At 43.2% G+C, this 26,516-nt stretch carries 24 protein-coding genes; 16 read left to right on the top strand and 8 right to left on the bottom strand.

Translation table 11 applies throughout. The features are described from left to right. Together hslR and J6836_RS17875 are read right to left on the bottom strand one after the other, a co-directional pair. A complete protein-coding gene (gene hslR / locus J6836_RS17880; protein ID WP_219245239.1) occupies window positions 1–414 on the bottom strand; it encodes a ribosome-associated heat shock protein Hsp15 in 414 nt (137 codons plus the stop codon). A gap of 62 nt (window positions 415–476) precedes the next feature. Further along, window positions 477–2,576 (bottom strand): IgaA/UmoB family intracellular growth attenuator, encoded by a 2,100-nt coding sequence (locus J6836_RS17875; protein WP_219245238.1) that lies wholly within the window; start codon window positions 2,574–2,576, stop codon window positions 477–479. 323 nt (window positions 2,577–2,899) lie between these two features. Between J6836_RS17875 and nudE the strand changes: the two genes are divergently transcribed. Next, on the top strand, window positions 2,900–3,451 hold the full coding sequence (gene nudE / locus J6836_RS17870) for an ADP compounds hydrolase NudE (RefSeq protein ID WP_219245237.1): 552 nt from the start codon (window positions 2,900–2,902) through the stop codon (window positions 3,449–3,451). Window positions 3,452–3,611: 160 nt separating this feature from the next. Here nudE and mrcA read toward each other — a convergent pair whose 3' ends face one another. After that, window positions 3,612–6,128, bottom strand: a complete 2,517-nt coding sequence (gene mrcA, locus J6836_RS17865; RefSeq protein ID WP_219245236.1) for a peptidoglycan glycosyltransferase/peptidoglycan DD-transpeptidase MrcA — start codon at window positions 6,126–6,128, stop codon at window positions 3,612–3,614. A gap of 116 nt (window positions 6,129–6,244) precedes the next feature. Here mrcA and pilM point away from each other — a divergent pair, with 116 nt between their 5' ends. From pilM to trpS, 11 genes are all read left to right on the top strand, one after another. Continuing rightward, a complete protein-coding gene (gene pilM, locus J6836_RS17860) occupies window positions 6,245–7,126 on the top strand; it encodes a pilus assembly protein PilM (protein ID WP_219245235.1) in 882 nt (293 codons plus the stop codon). Between the two features lie 2 nt (window positions 7,127–7,128). Beyond that, window positions 7,129–7,683 (top strand): PilN domain-containing protein, encoded by a 555-nt coding sequence (locus J6836_RS23230; RefSeq protein WP_219245234.1) that lies wholly within the window; start codon window positions 7,129–7,131, stop codon window positions 7,681–7,683. Beyond that, window positions 7,676–8,227 (top strand): hypothetical protein, encoded by a 552-nt coding sequence (locus J6836_RS17850; RefSeq protein ID WP_219245233.1) that lies wholly within the window; start codon window positions 7,676–7,678, stop codon window positions 8,225–8,227. The genes J6836_RS23230 and J6836_RS17850 overlap by 8 nt, the downstream gene beginning before the upstream one ends. Then, window positions 8,220–9,275 carry a transporter gene (locus J6836_RS17845; protein WP_219245232.1) on the top strand — a complete coding sequence of 352 codons (1,056 nt, stop codon included), beginning with the start codon at window positions 8,220–8,222 and terminating at the stop codon, window positions 9,273–9,275. Before J6836_RS17850 ends, J6836_RS17845 begins: the two co-directional genes overlap by 8 nt. 508 nt (window positions 9,276–9,783) lie before the next feature. Next, the gene (aroK, locus tag J6836_RS17840; RefSeq protein WP_047756505.1) at window positions 9,784–10,305 is read left to right on the top strand and encodes a shikimate kinase AroK; all 522 of its coding nucleotides are present in this window, start codon (window positions 9,784–9,786) and stop codon (window positions 10,303–10,305) included. 47 nt (window positions 10,306–10,352) lie between these two features. Continuing rightward, complete coding sequence (gene aroB / locus J6836_RS17835) at window positions 10,353–11,441, top strand: 3-dehydroquinate synthase (protein WP_219245231.1); 1,089 nt, start codon at window positions 10,353–10,355, stop codon at window positions 11,439–11,441. A 295-nt stretch (window positions 11,442–11,736) separates the two neighbouring features. After that, window positions 11,737–12,645, top strand: coding sequence for an SPOR domain-containing protein (locus J6836_RS17830; RefSeq protein WP_219245230.1), 909 nt, complete (start codon window positions 11,737–11,739; stop codon window positions 12,643–12,645). Between the two features lie 82 nt (window positions 12,646–12,727). Beyond that, window positions 12,728–13,630 (top strand): adenine-specific DNA-methyltransferase, encoded by a 903-nt coding sequence (gene dam / locus J6836_RS17825; RefSeq protein ID WP_219245229.1) that lies wholly within the window; start codon window positions 12,728–12,730, stop codon window positions 13,628–13,630. Window positions 13,631–13,645: 15 nt separating this feature from the next. Continuing rightward, window positions 13,646–14,320, top strand: coding sequence for a ribulose-phosphate 3-epimerase (gene rpe / locus J6836_RS17820; protein WP_047756509.1), 675 nt, complete (start codon window positions 13,646–13,648; stop codon window positions 14,318–14,320). Continuing rightward, window positions 14,317–15,009 carry a phosphoglycolate phosphatase gene (locus tag J6836_RS17815; protein ID WP_219245228.1) on the top strand — a complete coding sequence of 231 codons (693 nt, stop codon included), beginning with the start codon at window positions 14,317–14,319 and terminating at the stop codon, window positions 15,007–15,009. Before rpe ends, J6836_RS17815 begins: the two co-directional genes overlap by 4 nt. Before the next feature lie 18 nt (window positions 15,010–15,027). Continuing rightward, the gene (gene trpS, locus J6836_RS17810; RefSeq protein WP_219245227.1) at window positions 15,028–16,071 is read left to right on the top strand and encodes a tryptophan--tRNA ligase; all 1,044 of its coding nucleotides are present in this window, start codon (window positions 15,028–15,030) and stop codon (window positions 16,069–16,071) included. A gap of 47 nt (window positions 16,072–16,118) precedes the next feature. Here trpS and J6836_RS17805 read toward each other — a convergent pair whose 3' ends face one another. After that, on the bottom strand, window positions 16,119–16,304 hold the full coding sequence (locus J6836_RS17805) for a YceI family protein (RefSeq protein ID WP_255586254.1): 186 nt from the start codon (window positions 16,302–16,304) through the stop codon (window positions 16,119–16,121). A gap of 89 nt (window positions 16,305–16,393) precedes the next feature. Further along, window positions 16,394–17,071 (bottom strand): hydrolase, encoded by a 678-nt coding sequence (locus J6836_RS17800; RefSeq protein WP_219245226.1) that lies wholly within the window; start codon window positions 17,069–17,071, stop codon window positions 16,394–16,396. Window positions 17,072–17,336: 265 nt separating this feature from the next. Between J6836_RS17800 and J6836_RS17795 the strand changes: the two genes are divergently transcribed. Beyond that, complete coding sequence (locus J6836_RS17795; RefSeq protein WP_219245225.1) at window positions 17,337–18,212, top strand: pirin family protein; 876 nt, start codon at window positions 17,337–17,339, stop codon at window positions 18,210–18,212. A gap of 43 nt (window positions 18,213–18,255) precedes the next feature. Here J6836_RS17795 and J6836_RS17790 read toward each other — a convergent pair whose 3' ends face one another. Further along, window positions 18,256–19,161: a LysR substrate-binding domain-containing protein gene (locus tag J6836_RS17790; RefSeq protein ID WP_219245224.1), complete on the bottom strand. Its 906-nt coding sequence runs from the start codon at window positions 19,159–19,161 to the stop codon at window positions 18,256–18,258. A gap of 172 nt (window positions 19,162–19,333) precedes the next feature. Between J6836_RS17790 and J6836_RS17785 the strand changes: the two genes are divergently transcribed. Then, complete coding sequence (locus tag J6836_RS17785; RefSeq protein ID WP_219245223.1) at window positions 19,334–21,019, top strand: ABC transporter ATP-binding protein; 1,686 nt, start codon at window positions 19,334–19,336, stop codon at window positions 21,017–21,019. Beyond that, on the top strand, window positions 21,012–22,640 hold the full coding sequence (locus J6836_RS17780) for an ATP-binding cassette domain-containing protein (protein ID WP_219245222.1): 1,629 nt from the start codon (window positions 21,012–21,014) through the stop codon (window positions 22,638–22,640). The genes J6836_RS17785 and J6836_RS17780 overlap by 8 nt, the downstream gene beginning before the upstream one ends. Here J6836_RS17780 and yiiM read toward each other — a convergent pair. Both yiiM and sodA read right to left on the bottom strand, forming a co-directional pair. Further along, window positions 22,637–23,317, bottom strand: coding sequence for a 6-hydroxyaminopurine reductase (yiiM, locus tag J6836_RS17775; protein ID WP_219245221.1), 681 nt, complete (start codon window positions 23,315–23,317; stop codon window positions 22,637–22,639). The two genes, J6836_RS17780 and yiiM, sit on opposite strands and share 4 nt — an antisense overlap. A 141-nt stretch (window positions 23,318–23,458) precedes the next feature. Next, window positions 23,459–24,085, bottom strand: coding sequence for a superoxide dismutase [Mn] (gene sodA / locus J6836_RS17770; RefSeq protein ID WP_219245220.1), 627 nt, complete (start codon window positions 24,083–24,085; stop codon window positions 23,459–23,461). A 418-nt stretch (window positions 24,086–24,503) separates the two neighbouring features. On the opposite strand from sodA, the gene acs reads away from it, so the two are divergent. Then, the gene (acs, locus tag J6836_RS17765) at window positions 24,504–26,459 is read left to right on the top strand and encodes an acetate--CoA ligase (RefSeq protein ID WP_219245219.1); all 1,956 of its coding nucleotides are present in this window, start codon (window positions 24,504–24,506) and stop codon (window positions 26,457–26,459) included. Window positions 26,460–26,516: the final 57 nt, after the last annotated feature.

The raw sequence follows: 26,516 nt of genomic DNA, 5'->3' as shown, positions 1-26,516 counted from the left end.
TCATTCGGATGACTCATGAGAATTCGTTTGTTTAAATTTTAGCAAAGTTCGGCGCTCTTTTTTGTCTGGCCGGCGCTCTGGATGCGGCATGGTTAACGCATTCATTTTGCGCGCTAACGCTATTTTTTCGCGCTGTTCAATACTTTCGGCAGTTTCACGGTAAAGTAATTGCGCTTCGGGGGCACCTCTGCGCTGGCTACTGATTTCAAGGATCTCAATCGTCCGCTCATCATTTCCCTGCCTCAACTTCACCAATGCATGGAGTTCGACGATTTTCCCAGGCTTAGCTCTTTGTCCATTATAATGAACTTTGCCCCCATCAATCATTTCACGCGCCATGGAACGCGTTTTATAAAAACGTGCAGCCCAAAGCCACTTATCGAGGCGAACAGGTTCTATAGGCGGTTGATTCATGGTGCCTCCTCACAATCAGTCTGAATCAAACTCAATGAGGCTCCCACCATTTCGGGGTAATGCTAATGACGATTGGAAGGGTTATTAGCCTCAAAGCATTTATCGTAATACTGCGTGATATTACGTAGCCGCTTCTTATTATTCAAAATACGAAATACAATTAGCGAACCATTTAGTAACGCACAAGCGATAAGAAACAAAACAAAAAGCGTACTACAGACATACTGAGAGACAATATCTTTGTTTGGCTCTTCATGTAACACAATATGCAGTGTGCCGTTAGCATCCGTCGATAAGTTAGTTACAATCCCTTCCACACTAAAGGGGGTATTGCTTAACAGATTCGATAAACGATGGAGCTCTTTCCAACGTTCCAACGGTGTTAATTCATTAAAATTAAAAGATGATCCCACCATTAAATCCACCAGAGGCTTGTTTTCATCACTCACAAACAATACGCCGCCAGGGGAGGGACTGTTAATTTTACGCACTTCTTTGTCTATTTCTTTCCTGATAAAGTCATATGTGGTGTCTTCAACGATGTTTTCCAAGGCCTCTGCACTTCCTGCACGTAATAAAACATGCGCACCACTTAATTTCCCCGATGACGCTTTGCTCACTAATGTCGACCATTCATCTGTGCTGCCAAGATTTGTCAGCGCATTCTTGAGTTTTAGACAAGCGTTATCCCCCTGACACAGCTGGTTTGTTTCCATAATAATGGACGAAAAATCAAAGATGATATTCATCCCAGATTTCATAATATCGCGCTGTAACCTTGGGTTCACACCAATCGCGTTTTTATCAGGATGTAATTGACTTTTAACCGTGTTGAGCAAAGATATCGATAGATCGGCAATCTCAGATTGCGGCTCGGTCGACAAGTTGATGTTATTCCAATAAATGCCTGAGCAATCAAATGGAACGAATTGCGCCTGATTGGCGTCATCTAAATTCGGTGGGCGATAGCACATCCCCTGACCTTGAGCTGTTAGAGTATCCCCCACACTGAGTTTATGAGAAACAAGCTCCGTCACTTCTATTACATTAATTTTTTGTGTTCCACCAAACCAAGCAAAACCCAATTTAATTGGCAGGCTCATGGATTGGTATGAAAACACCAGCGCAATCACCAATAACGCACCGATGAGCATCAAGATATTTTTTTTGTAACGCTTATAAGGATAATAGCGCTCTTCTTCGTGCAAAGACAGGTACTGCCCATGGCGAACGACTTCCCCAGTAGGATAAAAATCGATATTAACCGGTTTATCTGATTCGTATTTTAAATATTCTTCCCAGTGTGAGGGGTAATGTAAATCTGTACCGCCAACTGAAGCGCTCGTGGAATATTTTTTATCTAATTCACCGTATAATTCCCAGCGCTTAGGCTGCCCATAAATACATTGAATGTCTTGGTATTTACGAGGAAACATTTTTGAACGAAAGAGAACCAGCGCACCGATAATAAAAACCAGTATGGCACTCGCTAACCCCCACCCTTGCAAAATCCGAATAGAAACTAACGTGAGATAACCCAATAAAAAACTTAAACAAATCAACCCAGCGCCTAACCATCCCGTAGAATTGTGTAGACGGTGTTCCTCTTGTGTCTCCTGACGAACGCGTAATAATTCGACATTATGTTGCCCACGCTCTTGGATAGCGGCTTCAGGCAAAGTTTCAGCCGATACCAAGTTACCCCGCCATTCATTACTAAAATCCCTCAGTGAATGACTATTCATCGACACAATCAATGGTAGATGGTCAGTTTCGACTATTTCCATCACATTTTGCCGCTGTAGATATGGCTCCAGCTGGGATGGAAGCTGTACTTCAATCGTGTCGATAAAATAACGCCAGCTATTCCCTTGCTCTTGGCGCAAATTAAAACGAGTGACAGAATGGCAAACTGTCGCAATTGTCGAATTCCGCTTAATTTGCCATGGTTTTTGTGACGGAATATTCGACGTTGAAGTGCAATAATTTAAATACTGAGTGATTGTTTGGTAGTCTGAATCAATCATTTTGCGAAAGGAAGGTGAAGCCACAGAAGGTATCTGATAGATACCAGAATGCCGCCCCCGCCTGAAATACAGGAAGGAAGCCATTATAGTTAGGCTAATAACAATTATAGCCGTTATAATGACATGGTTTAACATTGTTTCCCCAACAAAAAATGAATAAGAAAAGCATAGCAATCCTACCGCTTTCTCAAAATAAGCCGATTCCTATTCTATTTATAGTTTTTGTTTTAATTTACAATATGTTGTAAAAAAAAAATTATTTATTTATCTGTGCTATTGTTATGTAAGAATAGGCTAACAGCATTTTACCTACTCAGTCATCTCTATCATTTTTTTTTGATATAGGTCATAGTGACACAATGGTGCCAAAATACTGGCAACACCGAGTAAAAGTACCACATAAATAAATGAAACATGCTTTTAGCAATAGGTTTCATCCATCTTGTTTGGAAATCGTTATGACAGAGCTAAAAAAACCTAAAATCTTGAATGTTCAAGATGTTGCTCAATCAAAATTATTCAGTATTCAGTCAGTTGACCTCGAATTCAGCAACGGTGAAAAACGAGTCTATGAAAGAATGCGCCCTGCAAAACGCGAAGCTGTTCTCATCATTCCTATTATCGATGACCACCTCATTCTAATACGTGAATATGCCGTTGGGATCGAAAACTACGAACTCGGCTTCCCTAAAGGGGCTATCGACCCTGGCGAAATTGCACTGGAAGCAGCACAGCGCGAACTCAAAGAAGAGATTGGCTATGGCGCAAACCGCATTATTCAACTCGCCAAACTGACAATGTCGCCATCTTATTTTTCTAGCAAAATGAACATATTAGTAGCTCAAGACCTCTATAGCGAAAAGCTTGAAGGCGATGAGCCTGAACCACTGCAGCAAGTTAAGTGGCCAATTGCACGCATGATGGAACTGCTAGAGCACCCAGACTTCAATGAAGCGAGAAATATTAGCGCACTTTTCTACTTAGAACGTTACTTAAAAAGTGGTAAGTAACATCACTTACTGATGTATTTTATATAAGTCGCGTTTTTTTTCTATGCCAATTCTTATCTTTAGTGCCTATTTTACACTCTTTTAGTGTGTTTTATCATAAAAAACACCCCATGTTTTGATAACAATGGGGTGTTCATCAAGATATTACTAAATCTATTTTTTAGAACAGCTCTTGGCTAGAGCCGCCTTCTGTGGAAATGGTGGTTCCCACTTCTTGTACAGAATACTCTTTAGGTTCAGTCCCCTCGATAAAATACTCGCGGCGTGAAGAACCTAATTTTCCCGTACGGCTGTCAATTGATACAGAGATAACCCCTTTAGGTGGCTTCATCGTTTTCACTGGAACACCTGCAAGGATTGATTTCATAAAATCATCCCACATCGGCTGAGCACTTTTCGCCCCCGCTTCACCGCGGCCGAGTGTCCGTTTATTATCATCAAAACCTATCCACGCGGATGCCACCACATCAGGGCCATATCCCGAGAACCACGCATCTTTTGAGCTATTGGTGGTTCCTGTTTTACCGCCAATATCACGGCGACCGCCTAAATCCCTTGCTGCGCGCCAGCCCGTTCCTGACCAACCTGGTTCACCATAAATATTCGTCATCATGGCATCTCGAATTAAGAAGGCAAGCGGTGTACCAATCACATGAGGCGCATACTGAGGCCCTGAACTCACGTTTTCATCACCTGAGGTTGCCACTTCCATGGTTGGTTCTTGATTCACAACGCTACGACCAGATTGAGTGACTTCTTCTGTTGATTCATCATCAATCCCTTTCATTTCGATAGTACGTTCTGTATCACCGTAAACGACTGGAATATTGGTACAATCTGGACATGCTAGCTTCGGATTCGCTTCAAAAATCACTTCATCATTGTGATTTTCAATTTTTAAAATATAGTACGGATCAACGAGATACCCGCCATTGACCATAACCGCATAACCACGCACCATTTGCATTGGTGTAAATGATGGTGCCCCCAAGGCTAATGCCTCTGTGCGATTAATATTTTCACGAGGGAAACCAAAGCGCATCAAATAATCAGCTGCGTAGTCGACTCCCATGGCTCGCATAGCGCGAACCATGACCACGTTTTTCGACTGCCCTAACCCTTGGCGTAAGCGGATTGGGCCATCATAGCGTGGCGGTGAATTTTTCGGGCGCCAGTCAGAACCTGCTCCCGCATCCCAGCGGCTAATTGGCACGTCATTCAGTAAAGAAGACAATGTCAGGCCTTTATCCATCGCCGCGGTATACAAGAATGGCTTAATGTTCGAGCCCACTTGGCGCAATGATTGCGTTACGCGGTTGAATTCGCTCATATTAAAATCAAAGCCACCGACTAATGCGATAATCGCACCATCGTTGGGGTTAAGTGCAACAAAAGCGGCGTTCACATCGGGAACTTGCCCCAACCACCAGCTATCTTTTACTTTACGAACCCAAATTTGCTCACCCACTTGAACAACCGCGTTCACGGCTCTTGGCGATGCACCTTGTTGGGTGTCTGAAATAAATTTACGCGCCCAGCGTACACCCGTCATCGTAATATCAATTTTTGAGCCATCCGCTAACATAACATTCGCTTCAGAGCCCGTTGCTGATAGCACAACCGCTGGCATAAGCGGCCCATAAACAGGGGATTTTTTAAGTTTTTCAATAATTTTTTCGGACGCCCAAGCCGCTTCTGTTGGCTTCCATAACACTTCTGCGGGGCCACGGTAACCATGGCGGGTGTCATAATCGATCAAATTATTGCGAACCGCTTCTGTTGCAGCTTCCTGATCTTTACGGATCACCGTGGTATACACTTTGTAACCATCGGTATATGCATCTTCACCGTATTTATCATACAGCGTTTGACGTGCCATCTCTGCAAGATAAGGCGCAGAGAAATCAATCTTCGGCGCATGGTATGACGCCACAATTTTCTCGTTTCTCGCTTGCTCATACTGGTCTTTAGTAATGTATTTTTCTTCCAACATACGAGAAAGCACAACATTACGGCGATTTACAGCACGGTCATAAGAATAAAGCGGGTTAAATGTTGAGGGTGCTTTTGGCAATCCAGCAATCATAGCCATCTCACTCAGAGTTAGCTCATTCACCGTTTTCCCGAAATAGACATAAGCCGCAGCTCCGACACCGTAAGCGCGGTTACCCAAATAAATTTTATTTAGGTACAGCTCCATAATCTCATCTTTCGAAAAAATCTGTTCGATGCGAATCGCTAAGAATGCTTCTTTGGCTTTGCGCATTAAGGTTTTTTCAGGGCTTAAATAAAAGTTTCTCGCCAGCTGCTGAGTGATGGTACTCGCCCCTTGGGACGCGTGACCGGATGACGCCATCACCGATACCGCACGGAAAATACCAATCGGGTCAATACCGTGGTGGTCATAAAAACGGCTATCTTCTGTCGCGATAAACGCTTTCACCATTAGCGGTGGGATCTCGGCCAATGGAAGAGGAATACGCCGTTTTTCGCCATATTGGGCGATCAACTCGTTATCAGCACTGTATACCTGCATTGGAATTTGCAGACGAATGTCTTTCATGGTTGCAACGTCAGGTAACTCACCTTCGACATATTTATACATGCCATAAATCGAGGCGGTTCCCAAAAAAATGCAACAGAAAACAAGAATAAAAAAATATTTTACGAACTTCACCGGAAAATTCCCATGCTCGGCTAACAAGAGGGTTTAGATATCACTAACGCATAGTATAAAGCTTATACAGCACAATAGAAAACGTAATTTAATTGCTAATGATAAGGAAATTAACTATGTACACATCAAAATGGCACATTGGGATCGACATCTATCAGAATAAAATTCAGTTAGTTGCCACAAAACGACGCCGAAAATACTGGTCATTATGTGAATGTTGGCAGCAGCAACTTCCTTTCGAAATAACCGATAATTCAGACCCAGAACAACACCAAATTCTACTAAAACTTTTAATACAGTGGCGTCAGAAACTACCGAAAAACTGCGCAGTTTCTATCGCCTTACCGGCAGTTCGCACATTAAAGCAACAAATTTCATTACCAAGCCAAGTCCACCTACAACAACCTGAGCTCGGCTGGTATCTGCAATCACAAGCTGAAAAATGCTTTCCAATGGATGTTCATGAACTCGCCATTGACTATCGCGTGGTCGACCAACACGTTTATCTCAATGGTGCTCGAAAAGCGGACATCGCCTTTTGGCAAAACCTATTAGCACAAAGCGGGTTTAATCTACTCGCCATTGATGTTGCACCTGTCGCACTACGCTACGTTGCTCGCTATTGTGGGTTACCTGATGAATGCTGGCTAGTTCATTATAGACAAGGTGAATGGTTATGGTCAGGCCCAATTAGCCTGCCCGCAAATTATAATCATGTTCCAGACAATGAGATAACCACCCTTTCACAGCTTTTGCCCTATCTAAAAACAGAAGATCACGCCACAGCTTTACCCATTTACCTCATTACCGATCACCCAAATATAGCCCAACCTCCCAATGCGGCAAATCAACAAACTGACCATAAGCACCATATTCAATGGCAATCACACCAGTGGGAATTACGCCAAGCTTTTCAACACCACAATCTAAAACTTCCACACCAATTAGGGGACTTTGTTATAGCCGCAGGCCTAGCGCTTCGTCATCGGGATATTTAAAAATGAAAATTGCAAACCCATATCAAGTGAATTTTTTGCCTTGGCGACAACAGGAAGTGATGAAAAAGAAGCGTGAATTTATCCTTTTCACCTGCGCATTATGCTGCTCCACGCTTGCTACTTTTTGTTTTTTATATGTATTCCAAAAAATTGATATTGAGAGCAAACAAATATCGCTGCATAGCGCGCAAGAAAAACACCAGCAAATACAACAATTCAGCCAAAAAAGAACACATCAACAGGCTCAATTAAACCAGCTGATTGAAAAACAAAATAAACATAAAGCTATTGAGCAAAACAACCAAGCACTTCTGGTTTTGCTGCATAGCTTACCGACAATTACGCCGTCAAAAAGCTGGTTGACTTCTTTCCAACTGATTGATGGTCAACTTGATATCAAAGCCAATAGCTATGATGTTCAAAATATGGCGATTTTTAGCCAGCGGCTGGCAAAACAGAAAAATCTAAGTGGGGTTCAATTAAAACAACTTAGCCGAAATCAACAATTAAATCGTCTGCACATCGCCGCGAAGCATCAAGGAGAGGCAAATGAATGAAATACTCAATGCCTTTTGGTACCGCCCTTTTTGGCTGAAAACCTTACCCGTCATTGCCTTTATTGGCGTGATTCTAGTGGTAGGCTACTTCTTCTATTGGGAAAAGTCTTCAATACAACTTATTGAATTAGAAGATGAAATAACACGTTTATCTGACCACATTCAAAAAGAAGAACAACGTATTCAACAACTTCCACCAGTAAGCCAATTAGCACAACAAATTGAACACCTTGAACAATACGCGGTATCCGATAACCGCCCTCTGGCACTATTTTCGCATTTCAATGCCCTCATTAGCCAGTCCGCCGTTACACTCAACAAGCTTCAACCTATGAATAATAACGAAGGTTATTTTATGGAAATACAGGGGGGTTTTGCCAATATTTATCATTTTATTCAACAGCTAATATCTTCCCCCTCACCCCATATATGGCATTACTCAGAGGTCACGCTTGGCCAGAAAAAAAATGTCTTGGTTGCCTCAATAACGCTGTCATCAATAATTCATTCAGCCGCTATCAAGGATGAAAATAGCCATGAATAACACCTTAATCTCTGTCGTAACGCGAATGATCACCATTTTGGCGTTAACGTTTAGCGCTGCTTTTGCAGAACAAATCCGTGACCCTTTTGTGCCTTTGTTGCCCATAGAAGAAAATATTCCCCCTCAAGCCACGAGTCACGCTTTACCTTTGGATACCAATAACGAGGTTTGGATTGAGAAAATTTTCAAATTAGTCTCAATAAAAGCGCAAGAGGTTCACCACTTACTTGGTCAACCCGAGGTCGCGTTATTGTCACCAAAAGCCTCCATTCGTCACGAAGCGACAACAAATAGCGTGATCATCAAAGATAGCCAAGAACGTCTCACACTCATTGAAGAATGGATCAAACAGAAAGATTTACCTCAACAACAAGTTCAGATCACCGCGCATATTATTAGCAGTAGTAAGACAGCGCTACAGGAGCTGGGCCTTGAATGGGGGTTACAAGCAGGCAATACAACACACAACCGGCTTAACCGCTATAATCGCTATCACTCTGCGCCAGGGCAATTTTCATTTAACGTTTTAAAATTGAGTGAAGGGTTGCTAGAAATGAAGCTCAACGCGTTAGAAAAAGAAAATTTATTATCCATTATTGCCAGCCCACGGTTAATGGCTTCACATCAACAACCCGCCAGTATCCAGCAAGGTACTGAAATCCCTTATGTCACCAGCAGTGAAAAAAAGACCCACGTACAATTTAAGGATGCGGTCTTAGGTATGGATGTGACACCCACGATCATCCGTGATGAAAAAGTAGAATTAAACCTAAAAATTAGCCATAACTCACCAGATACCGCACTCACCAGCAGCCAAAATCACCATTTAGCGATAAACAAACAAGAAATCGCAACTTCCGTCACCATTAAAAATAATGAGACGCTGATATTAGGTGGAATTTTTCAGCAAAAACAAGAGAAAACACAAACAGGCCTTCCCTTCCTTTCTCAAATCCCTCTTTTAGGGGCATTGTTTACAAATAGTGCGGAACATATTGATAGGCGGGTTCTGGTGGTTTTTATTACGCCAAAACTAATCAATATTTAGTATGAGTAAAATAACACCTATACTTCAAGTAGTTGAATAGACAATAAGACAAAGAGTGTGACAAAAAAAGTTTTTTTATGCCATAAACCTACCGGATAAATTTGACGCTGACGTCGTTTTAGCATACAAGGTTATCCATTGAATGTTCTAACTATCCTTAGATTAAAGAACAAGCTGTCAGTCGCTTATAAAACAGCCACAATTATTTTGCTCTACAGTTAACAGAAATTATATGCTCACACATGGTATTCTAAACCTGTTAAAGACCATGCTAAACAAAGCATTAGGCAATAACGACGGCTCAAATATAGAAACCTGTAATTTAAAATGTGGCACTTTGTTCGCTTAGTGCCACATTTATATAGTTGCAATCCTAGTTGATGTGTTGAGATAATTTTCCTATCTGATCTCACATCATCACTAATGAGGTTTCAGTTTAGGTCCCGCTGCTAATTTTTTATTGGCGGGGCGGGTTCATTAACGAATAATCGTAGTAATACCAAAAAACATGGCAGAGAAACGCAATATCTTTCTGGTTGGACCGATGGGCGCTGGAAAAAGCACTATTGGCCGTCAGTTGGCACAACAGCTTAATATGGAGTTTTTCGACTCTGATCACGAGATAGAAAAACGCACCGGCGCGGATGTCGGCTGGGTATTCGACCTTGAAGGCGAAGAAGGCTTTCGTGATCGCGAAGAAAAAATCATCAATGAACTCACTGAGAAACAAGGCATTGTACTAGCGACGGGTGGCGGTTCTGTTAAATCCAAAGAAACCCGCAACCGCTTATCAGCTCGCGGTGTCGTTGTGTATCTCGAAACCACAATTGAGAAACAGCTTTCTCGTACGCAACGTGATAAAAAACGACCACTATTACAGGTTGATGAGCCTGCTCGTGAAGTGCTCGAGAAATTGGCTGACGAACGCAACCCAATGTATGAAGAAATTGCAGACATTACTATTCATACGGATGAACAAAGCGCCAAAGTCGTTGCTAGCCAAATCATCGAAATGTTAGAAAAAAACTAATTTATCATCGTGTTATTTTGTCAGTAATGAATTCAAGGTAGAACAAGATGGAAAAGGTCACCGTTACGCTGGACGAACGCAGTTATCCAATCAATATTGCCCCTGGGTTATATAACCAAACAGGTGCATTTTGGCCATTAGCTGCAGGTCAACGAGCAATGATAGTGACAAACGAAACACTGGCGCCCATTTATCTTGAGAAGATAAAACGTGTTCTTGAGGCTTCTGGTGTCAAAGTAGATTCCATCACCCTACCTGATGGCGAACAGTATAAGTCATTGTTTATTATGAATGATGTATTTACTGCATTACTTGAAAAACATCATAACCGCGATACTACCCTCATCGCTCTTGGTGGGGGAGTTATCGGTGATTTAACCGGCTTCGCTGCGGCAAGTTATCAACGTGGCGTTCGCTTTATTCAAGTTCCAACCACATTGCTATCTCAAGTGGATTCTTCTGTCGGTGGTAAAACCGCGGTCAACCATCCATTAGGGAAAAATATGATTGGGGCGTTTTACCAGCCCGCATCTGTTGTCATTGACCTCGATTGCTTAAAAACACTCCCACCAAGAGAACTGGCTTCTGGCCTTGCTGAAGTCATTAAATATGGCATCATCCTTGATGGTGAATTTTTCACGTGGTTGGAAAACAATATTGATGCACTGGTTGCTTTAGATAACCAAGCAATGGCTTATTGCATCCGCCGTTGCTGTGAGCTCAAAGCACAAGTTGTTGCGGCAGATGAAAAAGAAACCAGCGGCCTCCGAGCATTACTTAACCTAGGTCATACCTTCGGTCACGCTATCGAAGCGCATATGGGCTACGGTGTCTGGTTGCATGGTGAAGCTGTCGCAGCGGGTATGGTCATGGCGGCGAAAACCGCTGAATTGATTGGTCAATTCACACCAGCGCAAACACAACGCGTTATTGCACTATTAGAACGTGCCTCACTCCCAGTCAAAGGCCCTTCACAAATGAAGCCGGACGATTATCTACCACATATGATGCGTGATAAAAAAGTGATGAGTGGAAAACTGCATTTAATTCTACCAACCACTATCGGGCACTCAGAAATGCGTTCAGATCTTGATTCGCAAACGGTAATTGCCGCAATAACATCTTGTACACCATAAAATTATGGCAAAAAGGCCTTGTGCATCGCCAAAAATAAAGAAAATACCTAATTTATACGAGTGTTTTAAAATGTTACTGGTAGATGCTGTTCAAAGTCGTTAAATTATACGGTATGCCGACGCCTCAATACGAACTTCAAAAAAGCATACAAAAAATACCATTCGGATTAGCATGGTATTACGAAAGAATCTATGCTTTAAAAACGAGCAGAAAACTCTGCTTGGTCGTTAACAGGTTGTACTGATAAGAGACATTTTATCTCTACTATAGGCAAATTTTATTCGGGAGAGGAAAATGGACGAATTTAAACCAGATAACCAGCCGCAAGGTCAAAACGACCTTAGGCCAGATACATCAGACAGACCAGCAGGGCGTTCACGCCAATCAACAAGTGTGAAACCTAAAATTACCTTATCGCGCCAACACATCATGATTGGCGTCGGTGTGCTCGTTTTATTGCTACTGATTATTGCCATCAGCTCTGCATTAAAAGCTCCGACTGAACATGAACGTCAGCAAACAACCAGTAATAATACTGAGCAAAACATTGATTTATCTGGCTCTTCCTCTTTGACCAATACTCAAAGTCAAACCCAGCCAGGACAAGCCCAAGAAATTACAGGTTCACAAATCACGCCAACACCAACCCAAGGTGAGTTGCAAACTCAGCCGAATGGTTTAGGTGAGCGAATCGAAATTCCAGGTGATGTTGTTGATGCCTTAAACCAAGGCCAAGTCCCTACACCGGGCACAACACAACCACAGAATGTAACACCACTGAATCCACCCGTTGTTAAACCTGTTGAGCAACAACCAGTGGTGAAACCAGTAACACCAGAAAGAACACAACCAAAAACGGTAGAACCAAAACAACCCACTCAACCGAAGCAACCAACGAAACCTGCTGCAACGGCTAATAACCAAGGCAGTAATGTCATGTCTGCACCTGCGGGGAGCTATACACTTCAATTAAGCAGTGCCAGCCGTTCAGACACATTGGAAGCTTTTGCAAAAGAAAACAAACTTGCCAACTACAAGGTTTATAAAACGATTCGTAATGGGCAAACTTGGTATGTTCTTATTCACGGTAACTATAACTCAGTCACTGATGCAAAAAATGCAATAGGGACATTACCTGCTGCTGTTCAAGCGAAAAAACCGTGGGTAAGAAATATGAAACAAGTCAAACAGGATCAAAAATAACAACGTTTTCCCCCGGGCGCATTATGTTGTCCTGACAGAGTATAAATGTAGTTACTCTAAACGATTGTAATAATAAGACGGCATGAAAAAAAAACGCGCTTTTTTAAAATGGGCTGGGGGTAAATACCCCCTTGTGGAAGAAATCAAAAAACACCTTCCACAAGGTGATTGCTTAATTGAGCCTTTTGTTGGTGCAGGGTCAGTGTTTTTAAATACCAGCTATGAATCTTACATACTGGCAGATATCAACAGTGACCTCATCAACCTCTATAATACAGTTAAACACCGAACTGACTTTTTTATTGAAGAAGCCCAGCGCATCTTCACGCCTGAATTTAATACTTCAGAACAATACTATTTGATGCGTGAAGCGTTTAATAAATCCGATGATATGGAAAAACGCAGCGTGCTTTTTTTATACTTAAATCGCCACTGTTATAATGGCTTGTGCCGTTATAACTCAAAGGGTGAATTTAACGTGCCTTTTGGCCGCTATAAAAAACCCTACTTCCCCAAAGAAGAACTTTTGTGGTTTGCAGAGAAAGCACAACAAGCCACTTTTATCACTCAGCACTATGGTGAAACCTTGTTAAATGCAAGGGAAGGCTCCGTCATCTACTGTGATCCACCTTATGCACCACTTTCTGAAACAGCAAATTTCACGGCTTACCACACCAATTCATTTAGCGCGCTAGAGCAACAAAATTTGGCGATTTTGGCGCATAAATTATCAACAGAAAGTAAAATCCCAGTGTTGATATCAAATCATGATACCCCCTCAACCAGAGAGTGGTATCATCAAGCTCAATTGCATATTGTTAAAGTACGTCGCACCATTAGTAGAAATATATTAAACCGTAGTAAAGTCAATGAATTACTGGCTTTGTATACGAATGAAATTAATAGCCTTTCTCCTAGAAAAACGAATAAGAAAAAAATGCAACAACCTGTACCTAGCGCTGAATGGCTCTCAGATAACGACTAATACTCGGAGACAATAATGAAAAACTTCCTCATTGCCCCATCTATTTTATCTGCTGACTTTGCCCGTTTAGGCGAAGATACCGCCAATGTCCTCGCGGCAGGCGCGGATATCGTGCATTTTGATGTTATGGATAACCATTACGTTCCTAATCTGACGTTTGGGGCGCCAATTTGTAAGGCATTACGTGATTACGGCATTACAGCCCCCATTGACGTTCACTTAATGGTAAAACCCGTCGACAGGATCATTCCTGATTTTGCAAAAGCGGGTGCAACACACATTAGTTTCCACCCTGAAGCCAGCGATCACGTTGACCGCTCATTGCAATTAATCAGAGAAAGCGGCTGTACTGCAGGTCTGGTATTTAACCCAGCAACGCCACTGAGCTACCTTGATTATGTGATGGATAAAGTGGATATGATTTTGCTGATGTCAGTTAACCCAGGCTTTGGTGGCCAATCCTTTATCCCACAAACCCTCAATAAGTTGCGCCAAGTCCGTAAATTAATTGATGAAAGTGGCTATGATATCCGCTTGGAAGTCGATGGCGGTGTGAAAGTGAATAATATCGCAGAGATTGCCGCAGCAGGTGCCGACACCTTCGTTGCAGGCTCAGCTATCTTTGATCAGCCAGATTACAAAACCGTTATCGATGCAATGCGTGTTGAATTACAAAAGGTATCTCAATGACTCAAGTTGTATTAGAGAATATCAAAGCCGTTGCTTTCGATTTAGATGGAACCCTTGTTGACAGTGCCGGTGGCTTAGCAGAAGCCATCGACAACATGCTGAACGATTTTGATTTTCCCCCCGCTGGCAAAGAACGCGTCTCAATCTGGGTTGGTAATGGAGTCGACGTCTTAGTTGAGCGAGCGCTCACTTGGGCTAATGCCACCATCACACCTGACTTGCAAAAACAAGCTCGCCAAAGCTTTGATAAATATTATGCCGTATCTGTCACAACTGGCAGTGAGCTGTTTCCTGAAGTCAGAGAAACACTCGAACAGTTGGCAAAACATGGGCTACCAATGGGAATTGTGACAAACAAAGCGACCCCATTTATTGCCCCTCTGCTAAAAAAATTGAATATCGACCACTATTTCTCCCTTGTGTTAGGCAGCGACGATGTTAAAGCCTTAAAACCGCACCCTGCTCCCCTCTACTTAACAATGGGGACCTTCGGTTTACGCAAAGAAGAATTGCTTTTTGTCGGTGATTCCCGTAATGATATTATTGCAGCGCGAAACGCTGGATGCCCGTGTGTCGGTCTGACCTACGGTTATAACTATGGTGAATCTATTGCATTGACAGAGCCTGACTGCGTGTTAACCCATTTTTCAGGCCTATTACCTGCAATCGGTTTATCTGAAATAAAATAAGCAAGGACATAATTTAAAATGAGCACTCCCACTGAAAAACTAAAGCAATCCCAGAAACCTATCGTATTCAGCGGCGCACAGCCTTCCGGTGAATTAACCATCGGTAACTACATGGGTGCATTACGTCAGTGGGTACAGATGCAAGATGATTTTGACTGCATTTACTGTATCGTTGACCAACACGCCATCACCGTTCGCCAAGACCCTGTCGAACTGCGTAAAAGAACTCTCGATACCCTTGCGCTCTATTTAGCCTGTGGCATTGACCCGAAAAAAAGCACTATTTTTGTGCAATCCCATGTGCCACAACATGCACAGCTCAGCTGGGCACTGAATTGCTACACTTATTTCGGCGAACTCAGCCGCATGACCCAATTCAAAGACAAGTCAGCGCGCCATGCCGAAAACATCAACGCAGGTTTATTTGATTACCCCGTGCTGATGGCGGCAGATATTTTGATTTACCAAACTAATCAAGTACCTGTTGGTATTGACCAAAAACAGCACCTTGAATTAAGCCGCGATATCGCACAGCGTTTCAATGCCATTTATGGTGATATTTTCACAGTTCCAGATCCGTTCATCCCAACAGGGGGCGGTGCTCGCGTCATGGCACTGCAAGATCCAACTAAGAAAATGTCCAAGTCTGATGACAACCGCAATAACGTAATCGCACTGCTTGAAGACCCAAAATCTGTTGTGAAAAAAATCAAACGTGCCATGACAGACTCTGAAGAGCCGCCTCGCATTCGTTATGATTTAGAAAACAAACCGGGAGTTTCCAACTTACTGGATATCATGGCGGGTGTGACAGGTAAGAAAATTGCAGAACTCGAAGCGGAATTTGAAGGCCAAATGTACGGTCATCTTAAAGGTGCCGTTGCAGAAGCCGTATCTGACATGCTGACAGGCTTACAGGCGCGTTACCACGAGTTCCGTGATAACGAAGCACTGCTAAACCAAATTATGGATGAAGGCGCAACCAAAGCCGCTGCTCGCGCTCAAGAAACTTTGGACAAAGTGTACGAAGCGATTGGCTTTGTAAAACGTCCCCAGCTGTAATTCCTATCTCATACAAATAAAAAACGGGGAACATAGACATCCCCGTTTTATTTTTCAGGTGAATAGGTCATATTCCCACTGATATTATGAAATCCACCGCTATTGGTAGAAGTATTGAAATGGTCAATATAAAACACCACTTTGGTGTGGGTTGGGTCTAATTTATAGTCTGCTGCCTGTGCTGTTCCAAAAACCAATAAAGATGCCAATAACGGCAGTGCAATTTTGCTCATTACTTAATCCCAAAAATAGAGTGAGAGAAGATAGCCCTTTGTATTAAAAGGCTATCTTTAATTCGTGAGTTAAATATTCGCGGGGTTGATTAGCGTTCTGAATCTAATTGTTCATTACTTTTCAAAACGTCCTGCGCTTTACTATAGCTTTCAATCAGCAATTGATAAGCAGGGAAAATTTGCGTGTATGCCATCGCCCATTCAGCGGCATCTTCACGGTTCCAAGTACCTTGCAATTCAGAAGCAACTGCCGCGGTATCCATCGGTACCACGCCGGCTTGAACCACGCGCGCTAATGTAATTTCTTGTGCCATTTTGCTGTAAGTACCTGATGCATCAATCACAACAAAAACTTGGTAGCCATCCATCACAGCACTAATAGCAGGGAAAGCCATGCAAACACTAGTGATAGTGCCTGCAATAATCAGCTGTTTTTTACCTGTCGCTTTCACTGCAGCAACAAATTCAGGGTTGTCCCACGCATTAATTTCACCGCGGCGGGCAATGTATTGTGCATGAGGGGCATTTTGATGGATTTCAGGGATCAGAGGGCCATTAGGGCCTTGTGGCACAGAAGCCGTGGTGATCACTGGGATTTTCGCCAGTGAAGCCATTTTTGCCAGTACCGCAGCGCGAGCACGCAATTCAGTCATCGGCATATCACCGACAGTTTGGAAAAGCCCACTTTGGTGGTCAATTAATAACATCACCGCATCGTTCGGGTTAATAACAGGACGCTGACCATTAAAATTAGCTGGAATACTCATAATAAAGCCTCTCAATCGATGAAGTAAAAAATCTATTTAGAATGAAAAATAGAACGATAACCGCTCAGTTTTCGTGTTATTTAGATTAATTCATCGATTTAAAGCTGAGTAGTCCGAGTTTTGATAAACACTGTTCTATAAATAGGATAATAACTTAAACATTGATTGTTCTTTTATTGGAACAATGAAACCTATTTTTGCCACTACTCGACGTTTTACCACTGCTTTATGATTGGCTCATCAAAACAGAATTCGGAGTCTCACCATGAAAAAAATTATTGGTATCTATCAATCTCCACGGAGCCATTGGGTTGGTGATGGTTTCCCTGTTCGCTCAATGTTTAGCTACAGCAACCACGGGAAATACCTAAACCCTTTCTTATTACTCGATAGAGCGGGGCCATTTGCATTCCCAAGCTCAGATGCGGCAAATCGTGGTGTCGGTGAACACCCACACCGCGGGTTTGAAACCGTCACGATTGTTTATGATGGGGAAGTTGCCCACCATGACTCAACGGGGGAAGGTGGTGTCATTGGCCCAGGGGATGTTCAGTGGATGACAGCCGCATCGGGTATTTTGCATCAAGAATACCAATCTGATGACTTTATGAAAAAAGGCGGCACCCTTGATATGGTGCAGTTGTGGGTCAATTTGCCTGCAAAAGACAAATCCGCCGCACCGGGCTATCAGCTATTGGAAAGCCAAACGATGCCGAAAGTCACGCTGCCCAATGAAGCCGGCACACTGCGCGTCATCGCGGGGGATTATTTAGGCCATAAAGGTGCAGCTAGAACCTTTACCCCATTAGATGTTTGGGATTTACAGCTCAATAAAGGCAAAACCGTCGGTATTCAGACTAAATCAGGTCGCAATGTGGGATTAGTGATGCTGCGTGGTTCAATATTTGTTGATGGGCGCTCTGCCTTAAACGAAGGCGAGCTAATGATCCTTGATGATACACAAAGCAATATTGTGTTAGAAGCAACAGAAGACGCATTGGTGCTACTATTAAGCGGCGACCCAATTGATGAGCCTGTTGTTGGCTATGGCCCATTTGTTATGAATAGCATGGAAGAAATTAATGAAGCCGTAAATGACTTCAACAGTGGCAAATTTGGCCGTATTCCTGAAACGCAATAAATAACGCATGACCCCTCGGTAGCATTAGGCTATCGGGGGATTTTTATTTTACTGACGGAGAAATGTTATCAGCCAAATAATTCAGTAATAATTGCACGGAAGGTAACAACCCTTTGCGAGAAGGATACACCGCATGAATAATATCTTCAGGGAAACGCCATTCAGGTAACACTTCCACCAGCTCCCCCGCCGCAATTTCCTTTTCCACCACCCCATAAGGTAACCTCGCAATACCAATCCCTTTGAGCGCCGCACGGTACAAAGTCAGCACATCGGTTGTCGCTAATTTAGGGGTAAAATGCTGCGTAAAGCTGAGATCGTCGCTATTTTTTAAGGTCAGTGTGTAATTCTGCGAATGTTCCGTATTTGCCAAAATAGGGTAATCCACTAGTTTTTCAGGCTCAATTGGTGCACCTTGTTCTGCAAATAACAGTGGGCTCGCGACCAATATCCTGCGTGAATACCCCAGCACTTTCATCGTCAACCCCGAGTCATCAAGGGGTAAAGAACGCACTCTGATAGCCAAATCTAACCCTTCACTTATCACATCAACGGGGCGATTCACCGCTAAAATTTGAATATCAATATCCGGATATTGCACCATAAAATCCACCAGCAGCTCATTCAAGTAAACCTGCAATAACGCCACTGGGCATGAAAGTTTAATCGTGCCTTTGGGGTGGGACTGTACAGAACAAATAAGTTCATGGGCGATTTCTGCTTCATCCACCACATTCTTACACTGTTGATAAAACACTTGGCCTACTTCCGTAACATGGAATTGGCGTGTTGAGCGGTAAATCAATGAAACATTGAGCTTTTGCTCTAAATCGGCAATACGTCGGCTCAGCTTGGATTTTGGGATCCCTAATGCTAAACCAGCTTGGGAAAAGCCGCCATGTTCGACCACTTTGACGTAATAATAGAGGTCATTTAAATCATATTGCATCTTACTTTCCCCACCCCTCTTGCAATGTCATTTCGTTATCTTACTCAAAACACAGGAAACGTCACTCTTTTCTGCCCTGCAAACAAAACAAATAGTCTGGTAAGCAAAACAACTAAATCCCTTAAATAAAGCGAAATAAATTACAGTGACTGATTCGCTATGGAGGTTTTGTATGTACCGCGCACTTTGGACATTGCTTCGTCCCTATCGCTCAATTTTACTGGTTGCTGTGATTTTACAAGCCATCGCAGGTCTTTGCTCTCTCATCCCATGGGTGGCCATCAGCCAAATTGCCATATCTCCCGTTCATCAATATGTTAACTGGGTCATTATCGCCTGCATTGGGGGGATAGTCTGGTTAGTTTGCCAAACTCTCGCCATGTACCTCACACACCAGACAGATAGCCACCTTTGCCACCAATTGCGATTACAGATACTTGATAAGATAGGAAAATTACCCTTAAACCACTTTGCTCAGCAAGGTAGAGATGGTATTTCACAGGTGATTGACCGTGATGTCCGCTACCTCCACCAATTAACCGCTCATGCGCCTGCAGATCTCACCAAATTGATAGTCGTACCTGTTGCCGCCGTGCTCATTTTGCTGTGGCAAAGCGTCTTATTAACGCTTTTTTGCCTTCTCCCTTTAGTCGCTGCAGTTTTTTTATTCCGTGCAATGCGAGCACCACGCTACCAACACTTATATGCAGCTCGCAATGGCACCATGGCGCACCTCTATAGCCAATATGCTGAATTAGCCGATAACCCGTTATTCGCTAGGCAATACCCAAATCAAGGAATACAAAAACGAGCATCACTCGCACTACAAGATTTTGAAACCGCCTTTATTCGTTGGATTGGTAAAATTGGGGCATTAAGTTCACTCACCCAAATCGGCATCAGTGCTACCTTGCTGTCTTTCTGGGTCATTTTGGGTGTGATGCTGATTCCCAGCCCAATTTCACTCGCTCAAGTCATTCTATTTATTCTACTAATACAAAGCATCGCAGCCCCCGTTGCAGCGATGGGGCACGGTGCTGATGCATTAAACCTTGCGGTCAGTGCATCACAACGCATTGAGAAATTATTAAATGAGCCTGAAATGCAGTACGGTAAGAAAATACTCGATACAACCTCTTGCCACCTCCAACTGACTCAAGTCAGTGTAACTCTTGGCGATAAAAACCTTTTGTCTCAGGTTGATATCGATATTACTGGCGGTGAACTCATCGCGATAGTCGGGCCATCCGGTGCAGGGAAAAGCACATTATTACAGCTCATGGCACGCTTTTTAGACCCTTCACAAGGCACTGTTTTATTTAACCAAACACCGCTTCCTGAACTTTCGTTAGCCACGTTAAATCAACAAGTGGCCATTGTGATGCAAAACCCGCAGCCTATGCCCTGCTCGTTAAGGGAAAACTTGCAGCTTTTTGCCCCTAACGCGACAGAGAGTGACTTGCACTACTACCTTGAGGCCCTCAATTTATTACCATTGGTGCAGCAATCCCCTAAAGGCCTTGATAGTGTGATAGGAAAAGAAATCGTGTTATCTGGCGGGGAATCCCAACGACTCGCCATTGCACGAGCCTTATTATCCCCAGCCCCGTTATTGTTGTTCGATGAACCTACCTCTGCGCTGGATCCGCAAAATGCTCAGCGGGTCTTATCGCTATTACATGCTGAATCGCGAACCTGCGTATTCGTCACGCATCATCTAGATAGCTTAAACCTCGCTAATCGCGTCTTGCTTATGAAAGAAGGCCAACTGATAGCACAAGGCTCTCACAAAGATCTAGCCGAAATATCAATGGATTATCAGCAATTACTGAGTGCCTTGGAGGAAAATCATGCTTAAGTCCTTATTATATACGGTACGCAGCGCCATTTTTTGGATGGTATTCGCGGCTATTTTAGATGGACTCTGCGGGCTATTACTGGTGTATGTTATTTTCAGTTGGTCGTTAGACATTATCATGCCGATGACTTTATTGGCTGCATGTAGCCTGATTGCCTTTCTGACCACCTTTATTGCCACCCAAAAAGGCTACTTAGCGGGTGGATTAGTGATGCGCTACCTTGCTAACGCGTTAATTCGCCACTTACCCTTGTCATTACAGCCGATCAAAAATGCCAATCACTTAGTGGCAGGGCCCGTTTCACACATTATGTCAGTCCCTGCACATCTATTGCATCCCATTATTAGCGGGTTAATCACGCCATTCACTGTTGTATTAGGGGCATTTATTTACCAACCTATTTTTGGATGTCTGCTTTTATTTATAGGGCTGGTTTTATTATTTACCTTGCGCCTTTGTGGTCAAAAGATGGTATTTTTTGAGCAGCAAACCCATGTATCTGAACAAGATGTTATTCGCCAACTCGACCAGTTTGCGCTCCACCAGCCACTCATCCGCCGTGCAGGCGTTAGCCAATCTCAGCACCAACAACTCACGAGTGCGTTAGCATCACAGTATCAAACACAGAAACAATTACAGCGCCAAAGTTTGCCATTCCATTTACTGTTTTCAAGCGCTATCCAAATCATTTTCATCGCATTGTTTTATTTAGGTATTCAAAAAATGAACCAAGGTGACATGCCATTAAGCTTATGGTTAGCGGGGATGGTATTATTAGCGCGGTTTATTGAACCAATCTGGCTTCTTTCGCATTTAAACCAATCATTAAGACAAGCAAAACAATCGATTGAACAGGTCGAATCCGCGTTGATTACCCCTGAATTAGTATTTCCCTATCGAGCCCCTGCCCCTGAGAATAAGGATATTCGTTGCCAACAGTTATCTTTCTATAACGATGAAAAAAAACGAATTTTAAATAACATTACCGTCAATTTTACTCAAAATACTTTCACAGCCATCGTTGGCCCATCTGGCGCAGGGAAAAGTACCCTCTTAAGCTTACTCGCTCGTCTACAAGACCCGACTCAAGGCTCCGTTAGTTACGGTAATAAAAACCTGATGGAATTATCGCAAGAAGCGTTATGTTCGAAGCGTGGGGTTTTATTGCAAGACAGCGCGCTCTTTCGCGGTAGCGTACGGCAAAACTTAACATTAGAAAATTCTAATATTGATGACCGAGAGGTTAACACTCTGCTTTCAAAGTTAAATTTTGAGGATATTCCTGATTTTCTAAACCGAGACGTCGGCGCGAGTGGCATGGCACTTTCTGGCGGGCAAAAACAGCGTCTATGTATTGCACGACTATTTCTGCTCCACCCAGATATCATTTTAATGGATGAACCAACAGCAAGCCTTGATACCATCAATACCGCTTCCGTGATTTCCCTAATCACTCTAGCGGGTCAGCAAACTCGCATTGTAGTTACTCATCACCCTAACCTTGCGTGTTTAGCAGATAACATCGTCTATATGGAAGATGGAGAGATTATTGCTCAAGGCAGCCATGCAGAACTTATGGCTGGCACACCTTGGTACCAGCAATTTATTGGTCAGTCCTAACTGCGTTTGCCAAATAAACGGTGGTTAAATTCTTCAATACGGTGATTATCAAGGCGGTTTTGCATCGTTAGGCTCCAACTAGCTGATAACCCTGCTGCACTCAGGAGCCTACGATACAGCTGCTCATCATAGGGGGCGTGAAATGCAATCATTATCGCCTCTTGTACTGAAACATCACTGTTGCGGCTCAATAGCGTTAGCGGTGAATTAGTACTGACATTCCCCGTTTTAATCACACGATATAACCACCCACAACGGCCGTTGTCTTGCATGATTTGAGCGAAGTTTTCCACACCAGTTAGGCCATTGAGTTTATAGCAAGGTGAGCGAGGTTGAGTAACCTGAATTCGTGCATCCCCCCACGCATAAATGTTACCGATAAATACATTATCTTCGGTCATTCCCTGTGTGGATATATTTTCACCAAATGCTGATGCCATAAACAAATCTTCTTGTTCAGGATATGCATTCAGCCAAAATTCATAGTGATCACGAGGATAATGGCAAAGCGCTCGATCAGGCCCACCATGAAAACGCGTTTCTGCTTGTTCATCACCCTCTAACCCAAGCTGCCCCAACATCAATAACCCATCTACCGCATGTTTATGAATCGCACTTCGGCCGCAAGATTGCGTTGCTTGGACTTTACCGACAAAGACTTGGGGTAGGAATGACATAGGCTGCGCTCTCCACATAAATTGGTGATGAAGCCTTCATCATAAAGAATGCCACTCAAGATAACAATCAAACGGGCAGGAAATAAAAAAGGCGCAGCACCATCGATGCTACGCCTATTGAAACTTAATTAAAAAGTCTAATTATTTAGCTTTTGAAGCGAAACGTGCAGCTGCTTCGTCCCAGTTAACCACTGACCAGAACGCTTTGATATAATCAGGGCGACGGTTTTGGAATTTCAGGTAATATGCGTGTTCCCACACATCTAAACCGATGATTGGGTAACCTGAAGCACCAGAAATCGCTTCACCCATTAATGGGTTGTCTTGGTTAGCAGTTGATACAACGGCTAATTTACCGTCATCTTTCAGAACCAGCCACGCCCAGCCTGAACCAAAGCGAGTTGCAGCTGCTTTCTCAAACAGCTCTTTGAATGCATCAACGCTACCAAAATCGCGCTCGATAGCCGCTTTCAAGTCGCCTTTTAATTCAGTATTTAATTTCAAACCTTTCCAGAACATGCTGTGGTTTGAGTGACCACCCGCATTGTTACGCACGAAGGTACGTTGATCAGCAGGAATTTGGTCTAATTTTTGAATCAGAACGTCAATATCCAGACCTGCTAATTCAGGTAATTTTTCTAACGCCGTGTTGGTGTTAGTCACATAGGTTTGATGGTGCTTAGTGTGGTGGATTTCCATGGTTTGTTTGTCAAAATGTGGTTCCAACGCATCATAAGCATAAGGTAAAGCAGGTAATGTATAACTCATTTTATTGTCTCCAGTGACGTAAATACCACTATGTTTCTCATTTTCACCACAAGGTTCATAGGGTATGGCACTTGCGTAGTTTCGCACCTTGTGAATTTCTCTCTATTATAGTTATTTTTCTGTTAATGAAAATCATTATCAAATCCATGATGAAATTGTGGTCTTTTGCATTCCCTATGAGAATTAGTTTATACAGTAACTAATACCAATATCTCCACGATTTATTTTTCTTTACATCCAACATTTTCAATATTTTTAGATTTATATTTCAATACTGGATTTAGCATCAAATGATAATCCTGCAAATCTCATTACAATTAATACGTGATCTTCCGCGCAAAAGAAAAACAAATTTATATTTCGTGCTTTAGTTAACCGTTTTTTGACATAGTATTAACATTTGCAAGGAGATAATAATATGACTCAAATAACTAAACATCCCGTTCCTGCTGAAATTGCAAAAAATGCCCTAATTACCGAACAACAGTATAACGATGAGTACCAACGCTCGATTCAAGACCCTGAAGGATTTTGGGGCGAAAAAGGAAAAATCGTTGATTGGATTAAACCGTACACCCGTGTTAAGAACACGTCTTTTGACCCTGGACATATCGATATCCGTTGGTTTGAAGATGGCACTTTAAATTTAAGTGCAAACTGTTTGGACCGCCATCTGGCTGAAAAAGGCGACCAAGTAGCGATTATTTGGGAAGGCGATGACCCTTCATCGTCAAAAAATGTCACTTATCGTGAATTGCACCACGATGTTAGCCAGTTTGCTAATGTCTTAAAGAAACAAGGCATCCGCAAAGGGGATGTCGTGGCGATTTATATGCCAATGGTCGTCGAAGCCGCTGTCGCCATGCTAGCGTGTGCGCGTATCGGCGCTATCCATACGGTCATTTTCGCTGGTTTCTCTCCTGAGGCTGTCTCTGGTCGCGTTATTGACTGTAAAGCAAAGCTGATTATCACCGCTGATGAAGGCTTACGTGCAGGGCGTGCGATTCCACTGAAGAAAAATGTGGATGACGCATTAACCAACCCGCAAGTCACTACTGTTGCGAATGTCATTGTCTACCAACGTACAGGCAATGTTCCAAGTTGGGTCGAAGGTCGCGACTTATGGTGGCATGATGTTATCAAAGGGGTTAGCGCTGATTGCCCACCAGAAGAAATGAGCGCGGAAGACCCGCTGTTCATTCTGTATACCTCAGGCTCAACAGGTAAACCTAAAGGTGTTCTCCACTCCACAGGTGGTTATCTGGTTTATGCCACACTCACATTTAAATATACCTTTGACTACCATCCAGGTGAAGTCTACTGGTGTACTGCGGATGTAGGCTGGGTAACGGGTCATAGCTACTTACTCTATGGGCCATTATCCAATGGCGCAAAAACCGTTATGTTTGAAGGTGTACCAAATTACCCATCCGTTAATCGAATGAGTCAGGTCGTTGATAAGCACCAAGTCAATATTCTTTATACCGCGCCAACTGCTATCCGTGCATTAATGGCGGAAGGCGACAAAGCGATTGAAGGTACCGACCGTAGCTCATTACGTATTCTTGGTTCTGTTGGCGAACCAATTAATCCTGAAGCGTGGGAATGGTTCTACAAGAAAATTGGTAACAGCCGTTGCCCAGTGGTTGATACATGGTGGCAAACCGAAACGGGTGGTTTTATGATCACGCCGCTGCCAGGTGCAACTATGTTAAAACCAGGCTCCGCAACATTACCTTTCTTTGGTGTCCGCCCTGCACTTGTGGATAACCTTGGTGAACCTATTGAAGGGGCAACCGAAGGTAACTTAGTGATTGTCGATTCATGGCCGGGCCAAGCCCGTACTTTATTTGGCGATCACGAACGCTTCGAGCAAACCTATTTCTCTACCTTTAAAGGCATGTACTTTAGTGGTGATGGCGCTCGTCGTGATGAAGATGGTTATTACTGGATCACAGGTCGTGTTGACGATGTACTGAATATCTCTGGGCACCGCTTAGGCACCGCAGAGATTGAATCCGCCCTCGTCTCGCATCCGAAAGTGGCAGAAGCCGCTGTGGTTGGTATTCCTCACAGTATTAAGGGGCAGGCAATCTATGCCTATGTCACATTAATCTCTGGGGTTGAACCCTCTCCTGAGCTGTACACCGAAGTTCGCAATTGGGTGCGTAAAGAAATTGGCCCAATCGCAACACCGGACGTTCTTCACTGGACGGATTCTTTGCCAAAAACCCGCTCTGGTAAAATTATGCGCCGTATCCTACGAAAAATTGCATCAGGGGACACCAGCAACTTTGGAGATACCTCCACGCTGGCAGATCCGGGTGTTGTCGAAAAACTACTCGAAGAAAAACAGTCTATGAGTATGTCATAACGCCAAAAGGCCAACTCATAGAGGTGGCCTTACATACATCCCAACAAGACGGTTTAC

This window comes from Providencia sp. R33 (assembly GCF_019343475.1).
Taxonomy (GTDB): domain Bacteria; phylum Pseudomonadota; class Gammaproteobacteria; order Enterobacterales; family Enterobacteriaceae; genus Providencia.
This window is presented reverse-complemented; position numbering and strand designations above follow the sequence as displayed.

Excerpts from the sequence above, each read along its gene's own strand:
- hslR (WP_219245239.1), bottom strand. The coding sequence starts at position 414 with ATGAATCAACCGCCTATAGAACCTGTTCGCCTCGATAAGTGGCTTTGG.
- J6836_RS17875 (WP_219245238.1), bottom strand. The coding sequence starts at position 2,576 with ATGTTAAACCATGTCATTATAACGGCTATAATTGTTATTAGCCTAACT.
- nudE (WP_219245237.1), top strand. The coding sequence starts at position 2,900 with ATGACAGAGCTAAAAAAACCTAAAATCTTGAATGTTCAAGATGTTGCT.
- pilM (WP_219245235.1), top strand. The coding sequence starts at position 6,245 with ATGTACACATCAAAATGGCACATTGGGATCGACATCTATCAGAATAAA.
- J6836_RS23230 (WP_219245234.1), top strand. The coding sequence starts at position 7,129 with ATGAAAATTGCAAACCCATATCAAGTGAATTTTTTGCCTTGGCGACAA.
- J6836_RS17850 (WP_219245233.1), top strand. The coding sequence starts at position 7,676 with ATGAATGAAATACTCAATGCCTTTTGGTACCGCCCTTTTTGGCTGAAA.
- J6836_RS17845 (WP_219245232.1), top strand. The coding sequence starts at position 8,220 with ATGAATAACACCTTAATCTCTGTCGTAACGCGAATGATCACCATTTTG.
- aroK (WP_047756505.1), top strand. The coding sequence starts at position 9,784 with ATGGCAGAGAAACGCAATATCTTTCTGGTTGGACCGATGGGCGCTGGA.
- aroB (WP_219245231.1), top strand. The coding sequence starts at position 10,353 with ATGGAAAAGGTCACCGTTACGCTGGACGAACGCAGTTATCCAATCAAT.
- J6836_RS17830 (WP_219245230.1), top strand. The coding sequence starts at position 11,737 with ATGGACGAATTTAAACCAGATAACCAGCCGCAAGGTCAAAACGACCTT.
- dam (WP_219245229.1), top strand. The coding sequence starts at position 12,728 with ATGAAAAAAAAACGCGCTTTTTTAAAATGGGCTGGGGGTAAATACCCC.
- rpe (WP_047756509.1), top strand. The coding sequence starts at position 13,646 with ATGAAAAACTTCCTCATTGCCCCATCTATTTTATCTGCTGACTTTGCC.
- J6836_RS17815 (WP_219245228.1), top strand. The coding sequence starts at position 14,317 with ATGACTCAAGTTGTATTAGAGAATATCAAAGCCGTTGCTTTCGATTTA.
- trpS (WP_219245227.1), top strand. The coding sequence starts at position 15,028 with ATGAGCACTCCCACTGAAAAACTAAAGCAATCCCAGAAACCTATCGTA.
- J6836_RS17805 (WP_255586254.1), bottom strand. The coding sequence starts at position 16,304 with ATGAGCAAAATTGCACTGCCGTTATTGGCATCTTTATTGGTTTTTGGA.
- J6836_RS17800 (WP_219245226.1), bottom strand. The coding sequence starts at position 17,071 with ATGAGTATTCCAGCTAATTTTAATGGTCAGCGTCCTGTTATTAACCCG.
- J6836_RS17795 (WP_219245225.1), top strand. The coding sequence starts at position 17,337 with ATGAAAAAAATTATTGGTATCTATCAATCTCCACGGAGCCATTGGGTT.
- J6836_RS17790 (WP_219245224.1), bottom strand. The coding sequence starts at position 19,161 with ATGCAATATGATTTAAATGACCTCTATTATTACGTCAAAGTGGTCGAA.
- J6836_RS17785 (WP_219245223.1), top strand. The coding sequence starts at position 19,334 with ATGTACCGCGCACTTTGGACATTGCTTCGTCCCTATCGCTCAATTTTA.
- J6836_RS17780 (WP_219245222.1), top strand. The coding sequence starts at position 21,012 with ATGCTTAAGTCCTTATTATATACGGTACGCAGCGCCATTTTTTGGATG.
- yiiM (WP_219245221.1), bottom strand. The coding sequence starts at position 23,317 with ATGTCATTCCTACCCCAAGTCTTTGTCGGTAAAGTCCAAGCAACGCAA.
- sodA (WP_219245220.1), bottom strand. The coding sequence starts at position 24,085 with ATGAGTTATACATTACCTGCTTTACCTTATGCTTATGATGCGTTGGAA.
- acs (WP_219245219.1), top strand. The coding sequence starts at position 24,504 with ATGACTCAAATAACTAAACATCCCGTTCCTGCTGAAATTGCAAAAAAT.